Annotated in this window: 16 protein-coding genes and 2 tRNA genes; 6 read left to right on the forward strand and 12 right to left on the reverse strand. The window is 65.6% G+C overall.

What is annotated here, in order from left to right:
* Window positions 1-109: 109 nt before the first annotated feature.
* Complete coding sequence (locus AC1KAT_RS02405; protein ID WP_480322405.1) at window positions 110-1,981, reverse strand: O-linked N-acetylglucosamine transferase, SPINDLY family protein; 1,872 nt, start codon at window positions 1,979-1,981, stop codon at window positions 110-112.
* 221 nt (window positions 1,982-2,202) lie between these two features.
* Here AC1KAT_RS02405 and acnA point away from each other — a divergent pair, with 221 nt between their 5' ends.
* Window positions 2,203-4,998, forward strand: a complete 2,796-nt coding sequence (gene acnA, locus AC1KAT_RS02410; RefSeq protein WP_480322407.1) for an aconitate hydratase AcnA — start codon at window positions 2,203-2,205, stop codon at window positions 4,996-4,998.
* 175 nt (window positions 4,999-5,173) lie between these two features.
* Here acnA and AC1KAT_RS02415 read toward each other — a convergent pair whose 3' ends face one another.
* The 5 genes from AC1KAT_RS02415 to AC1KAT_RS02435 all read right to left on the reverse strand — a co-directional run bounded on the left by AC1KAT_RS02415 (window position 5,174) and on the right by AC1KAT_RS02435 (window position 11,592).
* Window positions 5,174-5,659, reverse strand: a complete 486-nt coding sequence (locus tag AC1KAT_RS02415; protein ID WP_480322409.1) for a hypothetical protein — start codon at window positions 5,657-5,659, stop codon at window positions 5,174-5,176.
* Window positions 5,660-5,661: 2 nt separating this feature from the next.
* Complete coding sequence (locus tag AC1KAT_RS02420; RefSeq protein ID WP_480322411.1) at window positions 5,662-6,516, reverse strand: hypothetical protein; 855 nt, start codon at window positions 6,514-6,516, stop codon at window positions 5,662-5,664.
* A complete protein-coding gene (locus AC1KAT_RS02425) occupies window positions 6,516-9,431 on the reverse strand; it encodes a type VI secretion system Vgr family protein (RefSeq protein ID WP_480322413.1) in 2,916 nt (971 codons plus the stop codon). The genes AC1KAT_RS02420 and AC1KAT_RS02425 overlap by 1 nt, the downstream gene beginning before the upstream one ends.
* A gap of 98 nt (window positions 9,432-9,529) precedes the next feature.
* Window positions 9,530-9,883, reverse strand: coding sequence for an ArsC family reductase (locus tag AC1KAT_RS02430; RefSeq protein ID WP_480322415.1), 354 nt, complete (start codon window positions 9,881-9,883; stop codon window positions 9,530-9,532).
* A 59-nt stretch (window positions 9,884-9,942) separates the two neighbouring features.
* Complete coding sequence (locus AC1KAT_RS02435; protein WP_480322417.1) at window positions 9,943-11,592, reverse strand: methyl-accepting chemotaxis protein; 1,650 nt, start codon at window positions 11,590-11,592, stop codon at window positions 9,943-9,945.
* A 454-nt stretch (window positions 11,593-12,046) separates the two neighbouring features.
* Between AC1KAT_RS02435 and AC1KAT_RS02440 the strand changes: the two genes are divergently transcribed.
* The 5 genes from AC1KAT_RS02440 to AC1KAT_RS02460 all read left to right on the forward strand — a co-directional run bounded on the left by AC1KAT_RS02440 (window position 12,047) and on the right by AC1KAT_RS02460 (window position 20,930).
* On the forward strand, window positions 12,047-18,049 hold the full coding sequence (locus tag AC1KAT_RS02440) for a protein kinase domain-containing protein (protein WP_480322419.1): 6,003 nt from the start codon (window positions 12,047-12,049) through the stop codon (window positions 18,047-18,049).
* 173 nt (window positions 18,050-18,222) lie between these two features.
* On the forward strand, window positions 18,223-18,948 hold the full coding sequence (locus tag AC1KAT_RS02445; RefSeq protein ID WP_480322421.1) for a methyl-accepting chemotaxis protein: 726 nt from the start codon (window positions 18,223-18,225) through the stop codon (window positions 18,946-18,948).
* Between the two features lie 36 nt (window positions 18,949-18,984).
* Window positions 18,985-19,551, forward strand: coding sequence for a hypothetical protein (locus tag AC1KAT_RS02450; protein ID WP_480322423.1), 567 nt, complete (start codon window positions 18,985-18,987; stop codon window positions 19,549-19,551).
* A gap of 2 nt (window positions 19,552-19,553) precedes the next feature.
* Window positions 19,554-20,531: a chemotaxis protein CheX gene (locus tag AC1KAT_RS02455; RefSeq protein WP_480324291.1), complete on the forward strand. Its 978-nt coding sequence runs from the start codon at window positions 19,554-19,556 to the stop codon at window positions 20,529-20,531.
* Between the two features lie 30 nt (window positions 20,532-20,561).
* Complete coding sequence (locus AC1KAT_RS02460; protein WP_480322425.1) at window positions 20,562-20,930, forward strand: response regulator; 369 nt, start codon at window positions 20,562-20,564, stop codon at window positions 20,928-20,930.
* A gap of 122 nt (window positions 20,931-21,052) precedes the next feature.
* Here the strand turns inward: AC1KAT_RS02460 and AC1KAT_RS02465 are convergent.
* From AC1KAT_RS02465 to pal, 6 genes are all read right to left on the reverse strand, one after another.
* A tRNA-Lys gene (locus tag AC1KAT_RS02465) sits at window positions 21,053-21,128 on the reverse strand.
* A 32-nt stretch (window positions 21,129-21,160) separates the two neighbouring features.
* Window positions 21,161-21,236 (reverse strand) — tRNA-Lys (locus tag AC1KAT_RS02470).
* Between the two features lie 48 nt (window positions 21,237-21,284).
* Window positions 21,285-22,046: a tRNA threonylcarbamoyladenosine dehydratase gene (locus AC1KAT_RS02475; protein WP_480322427.1), complete on the reverse strand. Its 762-nt coding sequence runs from the start codon at window positions 22,044-22,046 to the stop codon at window positions 21,285-21,287.
* Between the two features lie 22 nt (window positions 22,047-22,068).
* Window positions 22,069-23,175 carry a YeeE/YedE family protein gene (locus tag AC1KAT_RS02480; protein ID WP_480322429.1) on the reverse strand — a complete coding sequence of 369 codons (1,107 nt, stop codon included), beginning with the start codon at window positions 23,173-23,175 and terminating at the stop codon, window positions 22,069-22,071.
* Window positions 23,176-23,231: 56 nt separating this feature from the next.
* On the reverse strand, window positions 23,232-24,020 hold the full coding sequence (gene ybgF / locus AC1KAT_RS02485) for a tol-pal system protein YbgF (protein WP_480322431.1): 789 nt from the start codon (window positions 24,018-24,020) through the stop codon (window positions 23,232-23,234).
* Window positions 24,021-24,037: 17 nt separating this feature from the next.
* A complete protein-coding gene (pal, locus tag AC1KAT_RS02490; RefSeq protein WP_480322433.1) occupies window positions 24,038-24,610 on the reverse strand; it encodes a peptidoglycan-associated lipoprotein Pal in 573 nt (190 codons plus the stop codon).
* Window positions 24,611-24,698: the final 88 nt, after the last annotated feature.

Genomic DNA, 24,698 nt, shown 5'->3' on the forward strand with positions numbered 1-24,698 from the left:
TTCCTTCCTTTGCGGTCCTTGCGTCCTTTGCGCCTTTGCGATGAAAAGACCTTCCGCCGGACAACGGGGCCGATTCAGGGCAACGGACGTGATGCCGGCAACGGTCATCTCACCCCCCGGCCTGCTTCGCGCGGTTTTCAAGCGCCAGGCGCTCGAACTGGTCTTCGATGTCGCGCACGAGTTGCGGCACGTTGAAGAGGTCAGACTGCCGGCCGAAGTCTTTCAGGTAACGCTTGTACGAAGCCACGCGCTTGGGGTTGCGCCCAAGGGTGATGGCCAGCCGCTCGTAGTCGGCCAGCGAATGGGTGATGAGGTCGGGCAGGCCCACGTTGGTGAGCAGGCTGCCGGCCATGCGCGAGATGTAGCTGCGGCCCGACCAGGTGACGATGGGCAGGCCCATCCAGAGCGCATCGCTGGCGGTGGTGCCGGCGTTGTACGGAAACGTATCGAGCATCAGGTCGGCCAGCTGGAAGCGGGCCAGGTACTCGGGCGGCGCCACGCGCGGGGCGAGGATAAAACGCGCGCGGTCGATGCCGTGGGCGTCGGCCTCTTTGAGCATGTTCTGGTGCGCCCATTCGTTGTCTGCCAGCAGCCACAGGACGCTGTTGGGCACGGCCTGGAGGATGCGCATCCACGACTGGAAGACCTCGGGCGTGAACTTGAAGTTGTTGTTGAACGAGGCGAAGACGAAGGCGTCCTCGGGCAGGCCGTACTGGGCACGCGTGGGCATCGCCGCCACTTCGCGCTGCCGGTCGCTGACCTGGTAGCAGCGCGGCACGTGCAGCGGCTTTTCGGTCATGTAGGGCTCCAGCTCGGGCGGCATCACGAAGCGGTCGGCCAGCACCCAGTCGACCCCGGGGAGCGCCGAGGTCCCCGGCAGGCCGAGGTAGCTCACGATGGCCGGCGCGGGGCGGTGGCCCACGATGCTGGGCCGTGCGCCGCTGGTGAGGCCTTGCAGATCCACCAGCACGTCGATGCCATGCGCGGCAATCATCTTGGCGGCGGTGAGGTCGTCGAGGTGGCCGATGCGCACGTGGCGGTCCATGGCCTTGACGAGACGCCCGCGCAGCGGGGTGCCGTCGTCGCGGCTCCAGCAGAAGCCGTAGACCTCGAACTTGTCGCGGTTGTGCAGTTCGAGCAGCTCGACGCTGAGCAGGCCGACCGCGTGCAGGTGCAGGTCACCCGACAGGTAGCCGACCTTGATCTTGCCTTCGCGCTTGGCACTGAGCTTGTGCAGCGCCTGCTGCTCGCCCTTGGGCAGCTTGTCGTAGACATAGCGCTTGGCGGCCAGCAGTTGCAGGGCCGGGTCGTCGCTGGCGCTCAGCATCGCCAGGGCCGAGGTGCCGCAGACGAGCTGGTTGACGGTCAGCTCGCCAACGGGCGTGTAGACGGGCCAGGCGCACATCTTCTGGCGCAGGTGCACGTAGTGCTGGATCACGTCGTCCTGCTGCGGCTTGACCTTGAGGCTGGCTTCCATGCAGCCCAGGGCCACGTCGTAGCGGCGCAGCTGTTCGTTCAGCCGCGCGAGGTTGTTGAGCCCGTGCAGGTGCATCACCAGCGCGTCGCCGGTGGGCGCCAGCGTGCGGTTGACGACGGTCTGCCACTCGGCCAGCGCCTCTTCGGGACGGCCGAGTTGTTCGAGCTGATGGCCCAGGTTGAGGTGGGCCTGCAAGAAGTCGGGGTGCAGGGTCAGCGCCTGGCGGTAGGCGGCTTCGGCCTCGGCGTGGCGGCGCAGGGTGCCGAGCACGGTGCCCCAGTTGAAACAGGCCACGTGGCGCAGCGGCGAGTCGGTGCCGGCGATCCAGTTCTCGTAAAGGCGTGCCGAAGCCTCGGCCAAGCCGCTGCGACTGAGCTGCTCAGCGCGCGTCATCAGGGCGGTCAGGTCCATGCCGCCGGCGCGGGCCAGGGCGATGTCGCGCTCCACGTCGCCGGACGCGCCAGAGGCGGCCGCCACGGCAGGCGGCAACAGGGGTGCATTCATGAGGGGACCATGGGCAGGTTGACTCCAGCCGATTGTGGTCAGCGCCCCCGTCGGCGGTCTGCGCATTAACGGGGCGATTGCCGAACTTTTCCGGCCCACACGGGGTGCAGGATGCCGCCGCCCCAGCCTGAAGAGGCAGCCAGAAGCCGGGCTTTCCGGTCATCTGTCACGCTTCTTGCTGCGGCTTTGGGCACAATTTCCCGCTTCACGAAGGAGACCCCATGGCCCCGACCCAGAAGTCCACCAAGAAGACCACGCCCCCCGCGGATTCCTCGGCTTCGCCCGCGTCTGCCCGCGCCTTGGGCCATGCCCTGGGCCACGCCTTTCCCAAGACGCTGAAGACCTTCACCACCGCCAGCGGCAAGACCGGCAGCTTTTTCTCGCTGCCCGAACTGGCGAAGACCTACCCCAACGTGGACAAGCTGCCGGTGTCGCTGCGCATCGTGCTCGAATCGGTGCTGCGCAACTGCGATGGCAAGAAGGTCACGGCCGAGCACGTCGAGCAGCTCGCCAACTGGCAGCCCCAGGCCGAGCGCACCGACGAGATCCCCTTCGTGGTGGCCCGCGTGGTCTTGCAAGACTTCACCGGCGTGCCCCTGCTGGCCGACCTGGCCGCGATGCGCAACGTGGCCGAGGCGCAGGGCAAGAACCCCAAGACCATCGAGCCGCTGGTGCCGGTGGACCTGGTGGTCGACCACTCGGTGATGATCGATTACTTCGGCAGCAAGAAGTCGCTCGACCTGAACATGAAGCTGGAATTCCAGCGCAACAACGAGCGCTACCAGTTCATGAAGTGGGGCATGCAGGCCTTCGACACCTTCGGCGTCGTGCCGCCGGGCTTCGGCATCGTCCACCAGGTCAACCTCGAGTACCTGGCGCGCGGCGTGCACAAGGGCAAGAACAGCGTCTACTACCCGGACTCGCTGGTCGGCACCGACAGCCACACGACCATGATCAACGGCATCGGCGTGGTGGGCTGGGGCGTGGGCGGCATCGAGGCCGAGGCCGGCATGCTGGGGCAGCCGGTGTACTTCCTGACGCCCGACGTGGTGGGCTTCGAGCTCACCGGCCAGCTGCGCGAAGGCGTCACCGCCACCGACTTGGTGCTGACGGTGACCGAGCTGCTGCGCCGCGAAAAGGTCGTCGGCAAGTTCGTCGAGTTCTTCGGCGAAGGCACCAAGACACTGGCCCTGCCCGACCGCGCCACCATCGCCAACATGGCGCCCGAGTACGGCGCGACGATGGGCTTCTTTCCGGTCGATGAGAAGACCATCGACTACTTCGAAGGCACCGGCCGCACGCGCAAAGAGATCGAAGCCTTCGAGGCCTACTTCAAGGCGCAGGGCCTGTTCGGCGTGCCGAGCGCGGGGCAACTGAGCTACTCGAAAGAAGTACGGCTCGACCTCGGCACGGTGACCCCATCGCTGGCCGGCCCGAAGCGCCCGCAAGACCGCATCGAGATCGGCAAGATGAAGTCCACCTTCACCGAGCTGTTCAGCAAGCCCACGGCGGCCAACGGCTTCAACCAGCCGGCAGAGAAACTGCATCAGGTCTTCAAGACCGAGAGCGGGCTCGACGTGCGGAACGGCGACATCCTCATCGCCGCCATCACCTCGTGCACCAACACCTCGAACCCGGGCGTGCTGCTGGCCGCCGGCCTGCTGGCCAAGAAGGCGGTCGAGGCGGGCCTCAAGGTCAAGCCGCACATCAAGACCTCGCTCGCGCCCGGCTCTCGCATCGTCACCGAGTACCTTGAGAAGACCGGCCTCTTGCCCTATCTCGAAAAGCTCGGCTTTGCGGTCGCCGCCTATGGCTGCACCACCTGCATCGGCAACGCAGGCGACCTGACGCAAGAGCTGAACGAAGTCATCTACCGCAACGACCTTGTCTGCTCGGCCGTGCTGTCGGGCAACCGCAACTTCGAGGCGCGCATCCACCCGAACATCAAGGCGAACTTCCTCGCCTCGCCGCCGTTGGTGGTGGCTTACGCGATTGCCGGCAACGCGACGGTCGACCTGATGACCGAGCCGGTCGGCAAGGGCAAGGGCGGGCGCGACGTGTACCTCGGCGACATCTGGCCGACCAGCGACGAAGTGCACCAGTTGATGAAGCACGCGATGAACGCGAAAGCCTTCCGCGCCAACTACGAAAAGATCGAGGCCCAGCCCGGCAAGCTGTGGGAGCAGATCAAGGGCGTGAAGGGGCAGGTCTACACGTGGCCCGACAGCACTTACATCGCCAAGCCGCCCTTCTTCGATGGCTTTCACATGGAGCCCGGCCTCGCCAACGCGGGCGTGAAGGGCGCGCGCTCGATGGCGCTGTTTGGCGACTCGATCACCACCGACCACATCTCGCCGGCCGGCTCGATCAAGGAGCAATCGCCCGCGGGCATCTGGCTCAAGGCCAATGGTGTGCAAAAGGCCGACTTCAACAGCTACGGCTCACGCCGCGGCAACCACGACGTGATGGTGCGCGGCACCTTCGCCAACGTGCGCGTGAAGAACCTGATGATCCCGGCCCTGCCCGACGGCAGCCGTGAAGAAGGCGGCCTCACGCTGCACCAGCCGAGCGGCGAAAAGATGTTCATCTACGACGCCGCGATGAAGTACATGGCCGCCGGCGTGCCGACCATCGTCTTCGCCGGCGAAGAGTACGGCACCGGCTCGTCGCGCGACTGGGCCGCCAAGGGCACGCAACTGCTGGGCATCAAGGCCGTGGTGGCACGCAGCTACGAGCGCATCCACCGGTCCAACCTGGTGGGCATGGGCGTGCTGCCGCTGCAGTTCAAGGGCACGGACTCGTGGGAGTCGCTCGGCATCAAGGGCGACGAAGAATTCGACATCCTGCTCGGCATCGAGCTCAAGCCCCAGCAAGACGCCACCCTCGTCATCAAGCGCGGCGACGGCACGACGCAAGACGTGTCGCTCACCCTGCGCATCGACACGCCCATCGAGGTGGACTACTACAAGCACGGCGGCATCTTGCCCTTCGTGCTGCGGCAGTTGCTGGCGGCTTGATGCACCGAAGGTCGGGGGATGCCACGCGGGCAAGACTTCGATTTAGTCCGCCTTTAGCGGCCGGAATCTCGCGCGGACTGTCTTTGGCAGGCGTGCGTGATCCAATTCTGTCGACGGGGAGCCATTCTGAAGGGGCTAACCATCCGAGTTATGTTGAAACGTACCCTGCGAAATATCAGGAAGCAAGATAGAAAAAAACTCTCTCCGGGCCCACAGGGCAAATAACCGCCTGCACGGAGGCATCTCGCTCATCGCTTGCGGGCAAAAGGACCTTCACCCGTGAGCATCCAGAACGCTCTGCTCCCGCCTTACCAGCCTTCATTCCGGCTCTGATTGTCTTCGCGACATCGTCGGGCAACCAAGAGCGGACCGCATTTGGCACAAACCAGTCCATTCGAGCCAGCGGATCCGCAGCGGGGGGGCTGTAAACGCCTTTTAGCAACGCCACCACGATGTATTGGTCTTGTCCAGGGGTAAAAAAACCACCTTTCTCAGGATAAGAAAATTTCTCCCAGCCGACAACTTCAATGGGAAACGGCAATCGAAAGAGCCGATGAAATTCACCCGACTCGAAAGGGGCGGGAGTGTCGACAATTTTTTCCATACCAAAGAGGATTAGAAGCCCAAAAAGGCCGCCCAGCACGACATGGGATGCCCGCATACTCAATAATCCATCAGAATTTTTTCTGGACCAGCATCTGGATCTCGCTTGTAAATCTTGGGCATCTCTCCTGGGGACCATCGTAACCAGCGAGAGGCAGTACCATAGGTAATATACTGATGCGCCAAACGAGTAACTTCAAATCGTCCATTGTGCGCATCCTTCAAGCCAGTAGATACATCTTGCTGCCCTGGGTTGAAATTGTACTTATCCTCCATGTTTATAAATATTCTCGCGGAGAATAGAATTTTTCTTGGGGCTGCGACCTTTACAGACACCATCCCATGCACCCAGAACTGATGCTCCCCAATTGCGCGACGCCAATTTGAGTTCAATGGACCATTCCAGATTACGCTTTGATCTTCGCCCGAGGAAGGAGTCCCGACCTTGTATTTCGTGCTGGTCATCGAAAATTCTTTTCGATTTCTAGAGAGAATTTCTGCGTGCTTGACGAAGTCATCGACAACCTCATTGAGCACCTCTATGCCAGCAGCATCCCCTTCAAGAAATCTGTTGTAATCGATATGGCGATCTTTGCCTTTGCCATCTAGAAAGTGAAAATAAGCCTCAACCGCGTCAGCATCCTCCGGATAGAGGGAACCGTAGGTCGCGACGCCTGCACGCCAAGCCCTAAGCAAGTCGCGATCACCGCCGGTTGGCTCTTCAAAAGGGACTTTTTCGACAGTACCATTCTTGGTTTTTCTTTCAAGAAATCCATTGTCATGCACAATATCTAACGGTCGCTCTGCCGGGCCAATCTTATAGCGACCAGAGCGTAGCACTACACGATCAATTACGGGCACATCGTGCCCCTGAGAAGAGTCCTTCAGGAGTACATCAAACGGATTACTCGGCATTACGAACCTTTTAGGTCATATATTCTTAGCATGGCTTCATGACCAATCAAGAGAGTAGCCATTTCCCGCTTATCTGATCCAGCATATTCAGTGAAGCCCTTGCCATCCGTTTCACCCCAAAAAACAACTCCACTGGCAAGGCGAATGTAATAAGGGACGTTCGGCAGAGGCTGGCCTGACGACTCATCCAATAATCGATACTTCGCGCCAAAGATCGCAGTTTTGGCACTGGGCAGAGGTATCAAGCTGGCTTGGGCATTCTGTCCCCCTCCCCAAGCATGACTGGCCGCCTTGACCGTGAACGTCCCCGGCGTGATGAAGTCGATGTTGCCGCCGTCGAGCACGACCTTGCTGTCGCCGGCGACCATCTCGATGCGCTGGCTGGCGGTGATGCGGATCTCGTCGTTGACGCTGAGGATGGTGATGTCCTTGTCGGCCAGTATCTCCATCTGGTCGGTGTGCGCCCGCAGGCTCAGGTTGCCGTTGGCCGCAATGGTCTGCAGCTCGCCTTCGTGCGTGTAGACGCTGGTGGTCTGGCCGCTGACGAGGCTGGCGGTGTAGGCCGCCGCGAGGTGCACGTCGCTTTGCGCGGTGAAGCTGGTGTCTTGCCCTGAGAAGCTGGCGATCGGCCCGGGGCTGGCGAAGGCGGCGGCGCTCGGGGTGTCGAGCACGATGTGCGGCTGTGCGAAGGCTTCGACGGGGTCGGTGTCGCTTCGACCTTGCTGCTTGCTCTTGCCTTCGTGCTTGCCGGCTTGGGTGGGGTCGATGGCGTGGATGAGGCTGTGCAGCGCGGCGCTGTCTTGCGCGTCGTGGCTCGTGAGCCCGAGCGCGCCCTGGGCCTGGGCGACTTCGCTCAGGCGTTGGCCAAGGTTCTGGGCGCCTTTGAGTTGGGCGACGGCTTCTTGCGCGTCCATCTGGGTGCTTTGGGCGCTGCCATAGCTGCCGTGTCTGGCGGTGCTGCTCAAGAGCAGGCCTTGCGCGGCCCGCACGCTGGCCCAGCCGTCGGTGTGGGCGTAGAAGCCGCTGCCGAGCCAGGGGCCGCGTTGGCTGCTGTTCGACCCTTGCTGGATGAGGTGGCCCAGGCTGAGTTCGCTCCAGGGGCTGCCGTCGCTCCAGCTTGAGAGGCGCATGCGCAGCTGGCCGGTCGCGTCGTCGATGAGCCATTCGTTGTGGCCAGCGCGGTCGAGGGTCTTGCTGTGCCATCCCGAGATCGTGCCGGGGTGGTTGGCGTCGCTGTCTTGGCCGGCGGGCCAGGGCAGGGGTTCGCGGGGGTTGTGCAGTTGGCCGACGACGAGGGGCCGGTCGGGGTCGCCTTCGATGAAGTCCACCAGCACTTCGGTGCCGATGCGGGGGATGAAGACGGCGCCCCAATTGGCGCCGGCCTGGGGCTGGGCGACGCGCACCCATTGGCTGGCTGACGCATCGCCGGGGGCGTGGCCGCTGGCTTGGTTGCCAGGGGGCACCGGGGCGCCGAGGCCGCCGGGTTGGGGGCGCTCGCCGCGTTGCCACGGGAACTGGAGCTTCACGCGCAGGTCGCGTTCGGTGGTCAGGGGCTCACCGTCGTGGCCGACGACCCAGGCGGTCTGGGTATGGGCCTGGGGTTTGGGCTGGGCGTTCGGTGCGAGGCGGGCGGCCGCGGGCACGGCGTTGAAGCGGTTGCGGTAGCTGCCGGATTCGATGTCGGTGGCGGCCAGCAGCTGGGCCGCTTCGGACCCGAGGTTGTTGGCGGCCTGGTGTTCGATGGCGAGCACGCAGAAGTGGTTGTCGGTGCGCCCGGTGGCGGCACCTTGCAGGCCGTAGAGGCTGTGGCCGCTGAGGTGGAAGTTAGCACCGGCCGCGAGCGTGCGCACGGCGGCTTCGCCTTGCAGGGTCTTCAGGCGCAGTTCATGGCGGGCGAGTTGCAGGGCCGCATGGTGTTCGGCGCGGGCGCCGTGGGCCTGATCTTCGCCAGCTTCGTGTTGCGCGAAGCGGCGTTCGCCCCGGCCGTCGTAGGACTCAAGGGTGGGCACCTCGCCTTGGGCGAATGCGCTTTGCGTGTGGGCGGACACGCCGGCGAGTTGGCGCGCGTCCCACGCGGCCTGGGTGACGGCGTTGGTGTGCAGTTGGCGCTGCACGCCGATGGCGGTGATGGTGTCTTCGGTGATGCCCAAGAGGTTGCGCACGTCGGTCTTGCCGAAGCGCAGGGGGCCGAGCTCTGCACGCTCGGCCTGGGCGTCGGCGATGACGAGGGTGTGCTTGGCTTGCTTGGCGTCGCTCAAAGGCTGGCCGTCGTCGCTGTGTTCGAGCCACCAGTTCCAGCCTTCTTCGGCCAGCAGCCGTTGCACGAAGGCGGCGTCGGTTTCTCGGTACTGGGTGGTGGTGCCGCGCACGACAGCGGCGTCCAGCGCCTGGTCGCTGAGTTCAAAGCGGAAGTTGGCCTGCGGGTAGGCGGCGATGACTTGGTTGAGGATGTCGTCGGCGCGAAGGCCGAGGAAGACGCGGTTGTCGCGCCGCAGGCCGAGGAAGTGGGTGAACGCGACGAGTTGCAGCCGGTAGCGGGCCAGGCCGCCATCGGCGCCGAGTTGGGCGGCCTGGGCGACGTAGCCGTGCCAGGTGCGATAGCGCCCGGTGGAGGTCATGAGCCGCAGGCTCATCTGTTCGCCGATCAGGGCCTTGAGTTCGAGGTTGGCGTTGGTGCTCAGGCAATCGACCACGGCCACCAAGGGGCTCAGCGGCGCCTTGCCGGGTGCTTTGTCGGATGAACCCGAAACAGCCTCGCCCTCGTCAAGCGTGAACCCGTTGATGTTCTCTCGCCAGGTGGCCCGTTCGACTACCAGCGTCGCGCTGGGCAACGCGGTTTCCAACTGCAGCAATCGCCGTTGCTGGCTGTGAAAGAGCGTGGCTTTGAGGCGCGCCACGACCTCCATGAAGTTCATCTTTTATCCCTCGTGATGACCGAGGGATTTTGCCGGCGCGCCCTGCGCGGCAGCTGCATGTCACAGACCGTTACGGCCCCCATGCGAGGGGGTTTCACTCATCTGAGTTGCTTCTGAAACAGTTCGTCAGAGAAGCCGACGGTGACCTCGCCGCTGCGCCACTCGACCACGGGGCGCTTGATCACGCTGGGCTGGCGCAGCATCAGTGCGCGGGCCGAGGCCGCGTCGGTGACCGCGGCCTTCTCGTCGTCGCCCAGCTTGCGCCACGTGGTGCCCTGGCGGTTGAGCAGTTTGTCCCAGCCGACCTGGGCGAGCCACAGGTCGAGGGCGGCTTCAGGCACGCCTTGCTTCTTGAAGTCGTGCCAGATCGGGTCGAGGCTGTGCTGGGCAAACCAGGCACGGGCCTTCTTCACGGTGTCGCAGTTGGCAATGCCGTAGAGGGTCGTGTTCATGCGGCGGCAGTTTATGGCTGGCAGCTTTCACTTCCCGCCATGCCCTCACCTTGCGCCGCTCACTTCTTGCCGATGGCCTCGGCGTGGGCGCGGTTCACCGCCTTCAGCGTTTCGGCATCGACCGCTTTCAAGAGCGCGTCGTTCTCGGCTTGCGACAGTTTGAAGATGGCCACCGTGTCCACCAGGCGCGTGGCCTGTTCGCGCAGGCTCTCGGCGGCGGCCGAGCTTTGTTCCACGAGCGCCGCGTTCTGCTGCGTCATGTGGTCGAGCTGGGTCACCGACTGGTTGATCTGCCCGATGCCCGACGACTGCTCGGTCGATGCGTTCGAGATGTGGCTCACCAGTTCGGTCACGCGGCGCACCTGGTCCACGATGTTCTGAATCGACTGGCCCGCCGAGTTGACGAGCTTCGAGCCGTTGTTGATCTGGTTGACGCTCTCCGAGATCAGCGTGCGAATCTCTTTGGCCGACTGCGCGCTGCGCTGCGCGAGGCTGCGCACCTCGCCGGCCACTACCGCGAAGCCACGGCCCTGCTCGCCCGCACGCGCCGCTTCCACAGCCGCGTTCAACGCGAGGATGTTGGTCTGGAACGCGATGCTGTCGATCACGCCGATGATCTCGGCGATCTGCTTGCTCGACTTGGTGATGCCATCCATCGTCGAGATGACTTCGCCCACCACGCGCCCGCCCGTCTCGGCCGCATCGCACGCGGCGCTGGCCACGCTGCTGGCCTGGCGCGCGGTGTCGGCGTTGTTGCGCACGGTCGAGTTGATCTGCTCCATCGACGCGGCCGTCTGCTGCAGGTTGCTGGCCTGGTTTTCGGTGCGTGACGACAGGTCGAGCGTGCCGGTGGCGATCTCGCTGGTGGCCCGTTCCATCAGGCCGACGCCGTCGCGCACGTCCATCACGGTGGCGCGCATGTTCATGTTCATCTGCGTCAGCGCACGCATCAGTTCGCCGATCTCGTCGTTGCGCTCGCTGGACATCTGCGAGCCCAGGTCGCCCGCGGCGATGTTGTTGGCGAAACGCGCGGTCTCGCGCAGCGGCACGACGATCGAGCGGAAGAGGTACGCGCCCATCACCACGCTGGCGCCCACCAGCATGGACAGCGCCACCCAGAAGCCGCCCTCGGCCGGGCTACTGACGGCAAAGAGCCCCGCCAGGCCGACGAGGTCGAGCGCCGCGAGGCTGCTCCACAGGCGCAGCTTGAGGCCGGTCTCGCGCAGCCATTGCAGGCCCAGCCCCAGGCGCGTGGCGCGGAAAGCGCGCCCGTGCCGCAGCACCAAGTCGTTGTGCTTGCCGTCAAGCATGAGCTTGTAGAGCGGCTCGATCTTGGCAATTTCTTCGCGCGACGGGCGGCTGTGCACCATCAGGCTGCCGGCGTACTTCTTGCCCGCGTACAGCGGCGAGATGTTCAGCCGCAGCCAGTAGAACTGGCCGTTCTTGCGGCGGTTCTTGATGATCCCCGTCCACGGCTTGCGCCCGCGGATGGTGAGGATCATGTCCTTCATGACCTGCGGCGGGTTGTCCTTGGCCATCATGCGCGCCGAGGGCGTGCCCTTGAGCTCAGCCCAGGTGTAGCCCGAGGCCGCCATGTAGGCCGGGTTCGCGTAGACGAAGTTGCCCGCCGGGTCGCCTTGCAGCACCAGCAGGTCGCGCTCGTCGATCCAGTAGTCGTTCGACGCCGGTGTCGATGTCTTGTCTGTCATGGCATGTCGCCTCACTTGGCTCGGTTCGGACGAACCACGTCTTCTGTTTTCCGACCCTGGCTTTCTTCTGCGGCGCCGATGCGAAGCCCGACGCTCATCGGGGTTTTCGGCGCCGGGCGACTCGGCTTGAGGCAGCCCACCTCACGATGTGGACACAATTTTTCACAAATCAGCGAATTCGGAGCCGCCTCGACACAAGTTGCTCGGTGCGCACCTTTGCACACCAGGGGCCGTGCCGCCGCCCGCAACTGGCCTGGATTTGGGCCTTATTTCCCACCCTGCTTCGCGGCACTCGTGCCCACACTGGGAGGAAACAAGACTTAACAAGTCCGCCCGCGTGCCGATAGCACCGATGCTGCCGAACGCTCGCGATGGACTTGCGGGGTGGGCCAATTCCGGATTCGGTGATCTCAACGAGGGGTGACGTGTGACGACTCAACAGAACAACCGTGACATGGGTGCTGACGTGGCTGCTGCCGCTGAAGAGCTCCTGTACGAAAACGACCATGCGCGCGTGACGCGCCGCACCCTGCCCGACGTGGGCGCGGTGGTGGTCAAACAGGCCGTGGGCAACCAGGCCATCAAGCGGTTGCATCATGAAGTGGGCATGCTGAAGCGGCTGGCCCACATCGACGGCGTGGTGAAGATCGCCGCACCGTCGGCCGAGCGCACGACGCTCATGCTCAAAGACGAAGGTGGCGTCGCGCTTGCCAACTTCATCAAGACCCGCAAGCTCACGCCCGCGCAATGCGTGGACTACGCCATGGGCGTGGCCAGCATCCTCGCCAACGTGCACAAGCTCGGCGTCATCCACAAAGACATCGGCCCGGCCAACCTGCTGATTCACCCCCAGACGCTGGCCCCCACGCTGATCGACTTCAACATCGCCGGCGACCTGAGCGACGAGAAGGCCGCGGCCGAAGCCGAAGGCGCCCTCGCCGGCACGCTGGCCTACATGTCGCCCGAGCAGACGGGCCGCACCGGCCGCGCCGCCGACCAGCGATCGGACCTCTACTCGCTCGGCATCACCCTCTACGAACTGCTCGTGGGCCGCAAGCCCTTCGAGAGCGAAGACTTGCTGGAGATGGTGCACGACCACCTGGTGCGCGTGCCCGACGCCCCGGCCACGCTGAGCGCCGACGTGCCGCCGATGGTGTCGGACGTCGTCATCCGCCTGCTCGAAAAAGAACCCGACCGCCGCTACCAGAGCGCCGAAGGCCTGATTCAAGACCTGGGCCTCATCCGCAAGGGCCTGGCGGCTGGCAAGCTCGACAGCTTCGCGCTGGGCCGCTTCGACTTCGGCACGCGGCTGAGCGCACCGAGCGAACTCATCGAGCGCGATGCCCAGCGCGCCGCCCTGCACGAGGCCTTCGACCTCACCCGCCAGGGCCAAAGCCCGGTGGTGTTGTTGCAAGGTGAGCTCGGCGCGGGCAAGTCGGCGCTCATCGACGACTTTCGCGCCACGGTCGCGGGCCAGCGCCCGTGGATGGTCTCGGTGAAGTACACCGCCGAAAGCCAAGGCACCGCCGGCACCGGCAAGGACTCGCTGCAGGCACTGGGCCGCCAGTTGCTGGCGCTGCCCGACGAGCAGCTCAAGGTCTACCGCGAGCGCATCCTCGCCGCGCTCGACGGCCACCTGGGTGTGGGCGCTTCGCTGCTGCCCGAGTTCCAGATGCTGCTGGGCGAACACCCGCCGCTCGAACTGAAGCCCGAAGAGGTGGGCCGCCGCACCGCGACCGCCACGCTCGCCCTGCTGCGCGCCATCGCCAGCCCCGAGCGCCCCCTCGTGATGGTCTACGACGACCTGCACTGGGCGCCGCAGCTGACGCTGAAGTCGCTCGACTCCGGCTTCACGCGCGACCAGATCGTGCCCAGCCTCTTGATGGTCTGCGCCTTCGACACCGAAGCCGTCGCCGCCGACCCCAAGCTCGGCGAGTTGGTGAGCCGCTGGAAGGGCGTGCCGCGCATCCGCGCGATCGAGGTTCCGCCGCTGGGTGATGCCGCCGCCGGCGAATTCGTCGGCCGCGTGCTGCGCCTGCCGGCCGACGAAGCCAGCCGCCTGGCCGATGCGCTCAAGCTGCGCGCCGGCCACAACCCCGGTCGCACGCTCGCGCTGCTGAACGCGCTGCGCAACGACGGCCTGCTGGTGCAACAGCAAGGCCAATGGAACTGGGACGCCACCGCGCTGCGCCGCTACGTCGGGCATTCGAGCCCGGCCGAGCTGGCCCAACGCATCGGCAGCCTGCCAGGCGACAGCGTCGAGCTGCTGCAAGCCCTGGCCTGCCTGGGCCATGCCACGCCACCCGCCACGCTGCGCACCGCCACCGGCTGGCGTGACGCCGACCTGAAAAAGCGCGCCGCCCCCGCACTCGACGAAGGCCTGGCCCTGCAAGGCGAGGCCGGCCTGCAATGCGCGAACGAACGCGTGCGCACCGCGGCCTTCGCATCGATGGACGCCCCGGCCCGCCTGGACCTGCACCTGTCGCTGGCGCGCAAGCTGTCGGCCGGCGCCAAGGCCGAGTTCGCGGAGCTGGCGACCGAACAGTTCCTCGCCGCGCAAGACGTGCTGGGCGATGAATCTGAGCGGCGCCTCGCTGCCGACCTGCTGGAAGGCGCCGCCAAGCGCCTGCGCCTGAGCGACCCGGCCGCTTCCGAGCGCTACCTCGCCGCGGCCATCAAGGCCCTGGCCCCCGTGGCGGGCGACGGCGACAAGGAGCGCCTGGTCACGCTCAAGATCGACCACCACCGCGCCCTCTTCGAGCAAGGCCGCCTGGCCGACTGCGACACGCTGTACGACGACCTGCTCGCCAGCGTCGACGACCCCACGCCGCTGCTCGAAGCCACGCGCGTGCAGATCTACGGCCTGATGAACCGCCGCCGCATGACCGACGGCATGAACCTCGGCCTGGGCGTGATGGGGCGACTCGGCCTCACCAAGCCCGAGAACCTGCTGCCCGCCATCGGCGAAGGCTTCAAGCGCGTGGTCATGTGGTACCGCAACCCCGAGACCGAACGCGAGGTGAACGAAAAGCCCGAGATCGCGGACCCCCATGTCGTGGCGCTGACCCGGATCATTCCCGAGACCACCAACCCCGCCTACTTCACCGACCTGACGACCTGGGCCTGGCTGACGCTCGAGTGCCAGCGCCTGTGGGTCGAACACGGGCCCTCACCGCGCCTGATGAGCTCACTCGGCGCCGTGCAGATGATGCTGGTGGGCACGCCGCAGGATTACCGCGGTGCCTACACCGTGGGCCGGCATGTGCTCAAGGTGGGCGAGGCGCGTAAGTACGAACCCTCGACCTCGTTCGTGCGCGCGCTCTTCGGCATTTCGGCCGCGCACTGGGTCGATCCGATCGAATCGGTGGTCACCGATGCCTTCATGCGTTCGCGCGCCGACCTGAAGGCGCAGGGCGACGAGTCGTTCATCTCGTACACGCACGTGGCCGTCGATCCGATGATCGACTGCATGCCCACGTTGGAGCCGGCGTGGAAAGACCTGGAAGAAGGTCTCGACATGGCGGCGCGCACCAAGAACACCGAGTTCGAACAGCGCTACCTGCCGCGTCGCCAGTTCATCAAGACGCTGCGTGGCCAGACCGCCAAGCCCGGTCACTTCACGTGCGACAACTTCGACGAAGAGGCCTACGTCGAGCGGCTGAAGGCCGACCCGACCAGCCCGACCGCCGCCACGTACCGCGCCTTCCGCGCCTTCAGCGCCGCGATCTTCGGCGACATGCCGACGCTGGCCGGCAACATCGCCGCGGCGGTGCCGCTGTCGGCCCGCCTGCCGGGCTACTACATCACCGCGATGATCCGTGCGCTGCACTGCCTGTCGCTCGCCGACAAGGCACGCAGCCTGCCCGCCGAAGAGCGCGCGCCGGTGATCGAAGAGCTCGACAAGAGCCTGGCCTGGCTCACGGCCCGCGCGGCCGATGCGCCCGAGAACTTCTTGCACCTGCAGCGTTGGGCCGAGGCCGAGCGCGCATGGGCCGCCGACTCGGTGTGGGCGGCCGGCACGGCTTTCGACGCCGCCGTGGCGGAGTCGCTCTTGCACAACCGCCCGTGGCACAAAGGCCTCATCCACGAGCGCGCCGGCCTGTTCCACATGGCCCAAGGCATGGAGCACACGGCCCGGCCCCTGCTCGCCACCGCCTCTGACACCTACGAGGCCTGGGGCGCATCGGCCAAGGTCAAGGAGCTGCGCCGCCAGCACGCCTTCTTGCGTGCGACGAGCAAGGTTGGCAGCAGCACCGCCGGCCCGCGCAGCACCGTGGTCGATACCGAGATGGTCGACATGATGGCCGTGCTGCGCGCGTCGCAGGCACTGAGCTCCGAGACCAGCCTGTCGCGCCTGACGGCCGCCGTGGGCAAGGTGCTGGGCGCCATCACCGGCGCCACCGGCGTCTACCTGGTCGTGCACCCCGAAGAAGGCAGCAACCAGTGGGTCATGGCCAGCTCGCTTGGCGATGGCCAGGAGCCGGTGACGGTCGAAGAAGCCGGCGCCCGCGGCGAAGCCCCGCTGTCGGCCGTGCGCTACGCCGAACGCACCAAAGAGCTGCTGGTGATCGACGACGCCCCGAGCGACGAACGCTTCTCGGCCGACCCCTACGTCGAGAAGTTCGCGCAGTGCTCGCTGGTGGTCGCACCGATCTTGAAGCAAGGCCAGCTCAACGCGGTGCTGATTCTTGAGAACCACCAGCGCCGCGCGGCCTTCAGCGCCGAGCGACTGAACTCGGTGTCGATGATCGCCGGCCAGTTGTCGGTGTCGCTCGACAACGCGCTGCTGTACGCCTCGCTCGAAAAGCGCGTGGCCGAGCGCACCGCGCAGTTGCGCCAGAAGACCAACGACATCAACGCGATGCTGCAGAACATGCCGCAGGGCGTGCTGACCATCGTCGGCGGCGGCGTGATCCACCCCGAGTACTCGGCCTACCTCGAGACCATCCTCGAAACCGACACCATCGCCGAGCAGTCGGTGATGGACCTGGTGCTGGCCAACACCAGCCTGGGTGCCGACACGCTGTCGCAGATCGACGCGGCCATCGGCTCGTGCATCGGCGAAGACGAGATGAACTACGAGTTCAACTCGCACCTGCTGGTGAGCGAGTTCGACAAAACCATGGCCGACGGCCGGGTGAAGTCGCTCGCGCTGAGCTGGTCGCCCATCGCCAACGACGAAGGCATCGTGGACAAGCTCATGCTCTGCGTGCGCGACGTGACCGAACTCAAGCGCCTCGAAGCCGAGGCCAACGAGCGCAAGCGTGAGCTGCAGATGATTGGCGAGATCCTGGCGGTCAGCCAGGAGAAGTTCCACCCCTTCGTCGCCAGCTCGCGCAACTTCCTCGAAGAGAACAAGCGCCTCATCGAGGCCGCCACCGACAAGCGCGACGACACGATCAACCTGCTCTTCCGCAACATGCACACGATCAAGGGCAACGCACGCACCTACGGGCTGCTGGCGCTGACCAACCTCGTGCACGTGGCCGAACAGCGCTACGACGACATGCGCAAGGGCGAAAACGAGGTCGAGTGGAACCAGGACGAGCTGCTGGCCGAACTGAAGGCCGTGAGCGACCTGCTGGAAACCTACTCGCACGTCAACGACACGGTGCTGGGCCGCAAGGGCCCGGGCCGTCGCGGCGGGGTCGAGAAGTTCCTGATGGTCGAGCGCGACACGGTGCAGCAGTCACTGCAGCTGCTGCTCAGCGTCGACCAGGCCGACCCTGACGCGCTGCGCAATGCCATCCAGAGCGTGGGGCGCACGCTCAACATGCTGGGCACCGAACCGCTCGGCGAGGCGCTGGCAGGCACGCTCGAATCGCTGCCTTCGCTGGCCAAAGAACTCGGCAAGGAGCCGCCGACCGTCGGCATCGAAGACCGCGGCATCGTCGTGCGCACCCAGGCCAGCAGCGTGCTGAAGAACGTCTTCACCCACTTGCTGCGCAACTCGGTGGACCACGGCATCGAAACGCCCGAGGTGCGCCACGAGAAGGGCAAGCCGGCGGCCGGGCACATCCAGCTCGACCTGTCGGTGGACGACGGCAAGCTGTGGATCAAGCTGCGCGACGACGGCAAGGGCCTGGCGATCGCCAAGATCCGCCAGCGTGCGATCGAGAACGGCGTCATCAGCGCGGGCGACAAGATCAGCCCTGAAGACGTCGCACAGCTCATCTTCGCTTCGGGCTTCTCGACCGCCGAACAGGTGACCGAGGTGTCCGGGCGCGGCGTGGGCATGGACGCGGTGAAGGGCTTCATCGAGAACGAAGGCGGCAGCATCGAGTTGCGCTTCCTCGACGACAAGGCCGATGCCGACTTCCGTGCCTTCGAGACGGTGATCGCGCTGCCCGACAAGTTCGCCGCCTCGGTCAGCGCCGCAATGTCGTTCGATGCGCTGTGTGCTCGTCTGGCGGCGGCAAAGGCCCAACCTTCGAACGCAGCGAACACGCCGCACTGAACCTGCCCTGCGAAGCACGAGCCGATGCCGCACCCTGCCCACGCCCCCGTCCGACCGTGCGGTCTGCCGCACGCCGGTGGGGTGTTTGCGGGCGCATGGCTTCAGCTTCGCAGCCAGCAGCCGATACAGCCACCCAGCGCCCGTTGTTTGGTGGGCGTGAAGCAGCCAACGCCATGACCCTATCCATCGCTCTGTTTGTTCTCGGGCTCATCGCAGGCGCCGTCGCGGCGCAGTGGCGAGCGCGATCGTTGGCAGCGCGGGCGGCGGATGCGGCCCGCCGCGAAGCCGACGCGGCCAGCCACGCGGCCGAATCGCGGGCACTGGAGATGCGCCAGCAACTCGAAGCACTGCAGCACAACGCAGCCAGCGAACGCGCCTCGGTCGAGTCCATGGCACACCAGCAACAGCGCGCGCACGAAGAAATGCTGAGCCGCCTGGCCGAAGACGCCCGCCTGCTGAAGACGCAAGCGCTGCAGGGCGTGGACGCGCTCGGCGGCACCATCGACCGCCTGCTCGGCCTGATCGAGACCTTCGAGCGCTGGAACAGCGACCTCAACAAGCTCTTGCAGCACAACCGCGAGATGCACTCGAAGAACGACGAGTTCGCCTCGATCGTCAACCAAGTGATCATCGTCGCGCTCAACGCTTCGATCGAAGCCGCACGCGCCGGCGAATACGGCCGGGGCTTCGCGGTGGTGGCCGCTGAAGTGCGCGACCTCGCCACGCGTGCCGACAAGCTGTCGAAAGACTACCGAAGCAACCTCTACAAGAACGACCTCATCACCGGCAGCACCTTCCAGGACTTGCAGGCCGGCGGCAAGATGATCGCCGGCGCCATCAACGAGCTGCGGCTGCTGAACGGCCGCACGCGCCAGACCATGCTGACCGAAGCCGCCTGAGGCCATGACCACCGCCACGTCCGCCCGGAGCCGCCCATGAGCCACGTCGTCAGTGACCGCGCCCGTGCAGGCTTCGACCACTTCGTCGCACAAGCGGCGAAGGCCACGCTCGTCGCCAGCGCCAGCGACTGCGAGGTCGTGCCGGCCGACGACGGCAAGCCGCGCGAGCGCGAGCTGGTGATGCTCACCGTGTCGTCCTACCTCTTTCGCGTGCTGCTGTTCATCCACTTCGACCGCAACGCCGTCACGCGCGCGCACTTCGCAGCGTTGGCCGGCGTGAGCACCGAGGCGATGGACAAAGAGCGCTTCGACGACGAGATGATGGAACGCGGCAACCTGTGCTGCGGTGCGCTCAACCGCGACCTCGCGCAGTTCTATCCGCACATCGGCATGTCCACGCCTTGCGTGCTGCATGCCGAGTCCATCCAGCACGTGGAATCGCTGCAGCCGGCCTTCACGCGACGCTACCGGGCCGACCTCGGTGCGGGCGTGTCGATGCACCTCACGTTGGCGGTGTGTGCATTTGCCGATCTCGACTTCCCGTTCGAGGCCCGCGCGGCCGAAGAAGCAACCGAAACCGCTGGTGAACTGGAGATGTTTTGATGATGAACGACAGCGCCGCCTTGTGCAGCAAGGTGCTCGTGCTTGACGACGACGAGCACCACCACCGCGCGATCAAGGCGTTCTGCGATGAGAACGGCCTCATCCCGATGAAGGCGGCCGAGGACGGCAATCCGATGTCGGTGCTGCGCTCGAACGTCGACCTGGGCGCCATCCTGCTCTGGGAAGGCTTCGGCCACACGGCGAACGGCGGGCTCGAAGCAGCCCGTGAGATCCATCGCATCCGCCCGGAGCTGCCGATCTTCCTGCGGCGCAATGCACGTGCCGACATCGACGATCTGGCCGAGGCCGACCAGCCGTTGTTTCGCGCGTCGTACACGGTGGCCCACATGGACCGCCTGCGCGACGCCATCGGCGAATCGCTCTTCAGCCGCGTGTACCCGACGGCCCTGGTGCGCGGCATCACCGAGGTCACCAAGTCGGCAATCGAAGGCCAGTTCCCCGAGGTGATGGTCAGCCACGAGGCGCCCTGCCTCGTGAAGGACCGCATCATCTACGGCGAGCTGTTCAGCATGATTCCTCTGGAAAGCAGTTGGTGCCGCGGCTACATGATGCTGCAGACCGAAGAGCAGCAACTGCTGGAGTTCATGACCTGCGACACCTTCGGTGCCGCCGTCGGCGAGGTGAACTTCCGCGAGCTGAACAACCTGCTCGGCGAGACGACCAACATGGTCTGGGGCGCGTTCAAGAACCGCTTCATCACCGACGCCCCCGACAGCCGCTGCGTGCTGACGCAGGTGCCGATCATCGTGAACCACCAGCACCGCTACATCTCGTTCGGCTCCGAAGAGCCGCTGCTGTGCGTGAAGTACCGACTGCATGACCGGCGCGACCCGCAACGCGGGTCGATCCTGGTCTACCAGTGGTTCGCGTTCAGCCTGTCTTGGTCACCCGACAACTTCAAAGAGAACCTGCCCTCCGTCGAGTCGCTGTGCGAGTCGGGCGAACTCGAACTGTTCTGATTCACCATCCCCCATCGAAGAGGTACTGAAATGGCCCAAATCCTTGTTGTTGACGATTCGAGCACCGTGCGTGGCGAAGTGAGCGAGTTCCTGAAGAAGAGCGGGTTGTCTGTCTCGACCGCCATCGACGGCCGCGACGGCCTCACCAAGCTGCAAGCCGACCCCGGCATCAAGCTGATCGTCAGCGACGTGAACATGCCCAACATGGACGGCCTGACCATGGCCGAGAAGATCCGCAGCGACCTGAAGAACTCGGCCGTCAACATCGTGATGCTGACCACCGAGAACTCGCCGCTGATGAAAGAGCGCGGCAAGGCCGCCGGCATCAAGGGCTGGATCGTCAAACCCTTCAAGGGCGACGCAGTCATCGCGACCTTCAAGAAGCTCGCAGGCGCCTGAACGCGCTGGGCCCGCCTCGGTGGGCCTGGCCGTCTGCGGCCTTCAGGTCAGGCGCGGCGCATAAAACGCACCCGCCAACGAAAAACCCCGGAATCCTCGAAGAGGATTCCGGGGTTTCGTTTTGGTGGGCCCTGAGTGACTCGAACACTCGACCAACGGATTAAGAGTCCGCTGCTCTACCAACTGAGCTAAGAGCCCGAAATTTTTGCGCCGCTGCGGCGTTTGCCAAGTGGTGGGTTGTGCGGGACTCGAACCCACGACCAACGGATTAAAAGTCCGCTGCTCTACCAACTGAGCTAACAACCCAGCAAGCCCACGATTATAGCTGGAATTTTCGCGGTATCGCCAACTGGGTCAGCGAAGCCGAGATTGTAGCGTCTGCGCAGCAGCCACCATGCCGAAGGTCGCGGTCACCGTGACGCTCGACCCATAGCCATGGCAATTGAGGCTGCCGTCGTTCGATGCACCTTCGTCAACCGCGTCGCACACCGCCGAAGGCTGCACCACAGCTTCGCGTGAGAACACGCAGGTCACGCCCATGCGGCCCTGACGTGGCGCACCGTGTTGCTTTCGCAGGCGTTGACGCATCGACGCCATCAAGGGGTCGTGGGTCACGTCGTTGAGATCGCCCACTTCGACGGCTTGCGGGCGCTGCTTGCCCCCCGCAGCCCCCACGCACACGAAAGGCACGCTGGCTTGCATGGCCCAGTGCGCCATGGCGACCTTGGCGCGCACCTGGTCGCAGGCGTCGATGAGCACGTCCACCGGCGCAGGCAGCAACGCAGGCCAGTTGGCTTCGCTCACGAAGTCATCGACGAGCGTGACGACGCAGCCCGGGTGGATGTCGGCGATGCGCGCGCGCAAGGCCTCGCCTTTGGCCTGGCCCAGCGTGGCGCCCAGCGCCTGCACCTGGCGGTTCACGTTGGACTCGGCGACGTGGTCCATGTCGATCAAGGTGAGCGCTGCCACGCCACTGCGCGCCAGGGCTTCGACGGCCCAGGAGCCGACGCCCCCGAGACCGACCACCGCCACGCGCGTGCTGCGGATGCGCTCGTAGCCCGCGTCGCCATACAAGCGGCGCAGGCCACCGAAGCGGCGTTCGAGGTCAGCATCCATGGTTGAGCGCGTCGTGTTCATGTCATGCCCTGGCGGCCTGCCAGCGCAACGCGATGACGGCCCCGATGATCATCGACAGCAGTGCCAGCAAACTGCCCACGCTGAGCGTCGAAAGGCCGGACACACCCTGCCCGATGGTGCACCCCAGCGCAGTCACGCCGCCCACACCCATCAGAACCGCGCCGACGAGGTGCTGCGCCATGTCACGCACGCTGCGAAAGCCTTCCCACTGAAAACTGCGCGTCGCCAGCGCGACCGCGGCCGAGCCGATCACCACACCCGCCACGCTGACGACGCCCAGCGTCAGGCGCTTGCTCGCGTCGCTGAAGAACATCAACCAGTCGAGCGTGTACGCCATGGGGGCGACGAAACTGAGCGACTCCATCCGCTGTGACGCAGTGCCGACGAAGGCCTCTTGCAAGGTGTTGGGGTCTTCGGCGACGTAACCCAGCCGGCCCGACACCCACCACACGGCCGTCACCACCGCACCGATGCCCACCCCGCCCAGCAGCACATCGAGGCTGCGGCCTTCGGGCCGCATCAATGCAAACGCCACCAGCGCCAAGCCAAGGGCACCGCCGATCACCGCGGCCCAGCCGTGCATGCTGCCGCTGGCGAAGTGATGCAGCAACGAGGGCAGGTCTTGCCCGGAAGGCAGCAGCACGGCCACCCGATCGACGGTCTCGACACGCATCACACCGGTGATGCCCTTGAGCGTGGCAAAGGCCGACACCCCGAGCACCACGAACACCACCAGCGACTTGAGGTTGCCGCCACCGATGCGGATCAGCGTCTTGCTGCCGCACCCTGACGCCAGCACCATGCCCATGCCGAACAGCAACCCGCCGACGATCGCCGACAGCCAGGTCAGGCGCGGTGCGGCATACAGGCTGTCGGCGGCACTCAGCCATCCTGCAGCGACCACGCCGTTGAACCCCAGCATCGCCACGCCCATGGCCAGCACCCACATGCGCATTCGGGTCCAGTCGTTCATGTGGACGATGTCGGCCACCGCCCCCATGGTGCAGAAGTGGGTTCGCTGCGCGATAGCCCCGAAGGCCATGGCAAGAAAGAACACCGCCCACAGCACCTGGTGCGTGAGCGATGTGAGGTCGATGGCGTCGGGCATGCCGCGATTCTAGGAAGCCGGCCCGGCCGACCGCCGCGTCATGCCAACGCAGGGCGTCAGCGCAAGGAAGCGATGCGCTCGCGACCAGCCTGGGCGGCCTCGGTCTTCGGGTAGGCCTTGATCAGCTCGTCGAGCGTTCGACGCGCGGCCTTGTTGTCTTTCAGTTCGAGTTGGCAGTTGGCCACCGACAGCAGCGCCTCGGCGGCACGCGGGTGATCGGGGTGGTTGTTCACCAGCGCGCGAAACGACGCCATCGCCTCACGGTACTCGCGCTTGCCGTACTGCGCGTTGCCCAGCCAGAACAGCACCGACGGCGCGTAACCGCTCGACGGGTAACGACGCTGAAAGGTGGACAGCGCTGCCGCCGCGCCGCCGAAGTCGCCCTTGCGCAGCACGGCCATGGCTTCGTCGAACTGGCGCTTCTCGTCGGCATCGGCCAGAAACTCTCGGTCATCGACCACGACCTTCTGCGGCTCGAGCTTGCGCATGCGCGCGTCCACGCCCTGCTGGATGTCGCGCTGCTGGCGCTGCACCTCGGCCAGCTCGCGCTGCAGCTGCTCTTCACTGCCGCGCATCTTGGCCATGTCCACGCGCAGCAACTCGAGCTGGGTGTTGAGGTCGAGCACGCTGCGGCGCAGTTGGTTGATCTGCTCGGTGAGCTGCTTGGCCGTCTCGGCAGACGCGGCCTGCGCCTTCGCGCGCTCGGCCTCACTCTGAGCGACCTGCTGGCGCAGGTCGAGGATGGCCTTGCGTGCCTCGTTGTCGTTGAGAAAGCCGTGCGCCGTGGGCGCGGCCAGCGCCAGCGCCAGCAGCCACGGGGCGAAGGGACGCAAGCGCAGGTTCATCCTCGACCTCCTCGGGTTCAACGCGGCTTGAGTTCGGCGCGGCGGTTCTTCGCCCACGCGCTCTCGTCGCTGCCTTGCTCGGCCGGGCGCTCCTTGCCGAAGCTGACCGACTCGATCTGCGACTCGCTCGCACCCAGCAGCACCAGCGCCTTGGCCACCGATTCAGCGCGCTTCTGGCCGAGCGCGAGGTTGTATTCACTGCCGCCGCGTTCGTCGGTGTGGCCTTCGATCACGAGCTTCTTGCTGCGGTCCGCGCTCAGTTGCTTGGCGTGCGCCTCGACGACCGCGCGGTACTCGTCCTTGACGACGAAGCTGTCGTAGTCGAAGTACACGATGCGTTCGGTCACCGGCACGGTAGCGGTCTGCTGCTGGGTCAGGTCCACCTTCGCGACGTTGCCGGCACCCGCGCCGCCGGCGGTGGCGCCATCGCTGCCGGTGCTGGGGGTGGTCGGAGCGATGGGCGTGCGGGTCTCGACCTTGGCCGGCTCGTTCAGCGGAACCTTCGAGGCACAGCCAGCCAGCAAGGCCAGCGCCGAAAACACCGCCACGGTGCTGCGCGTGATATTCATCTTGAGAAACTCCTTCTTCATGGTGATGCTGGAAAAGACTGTCGTGGAAACTTGAACCCCGTGGCCACAGGCAGGCGCCAGGCGCACATGTCGCGCACAGGGGCGACCG

It is taken from the genome of Piscinibacter sp. PDB5-1, assembly GCF_056676035.1.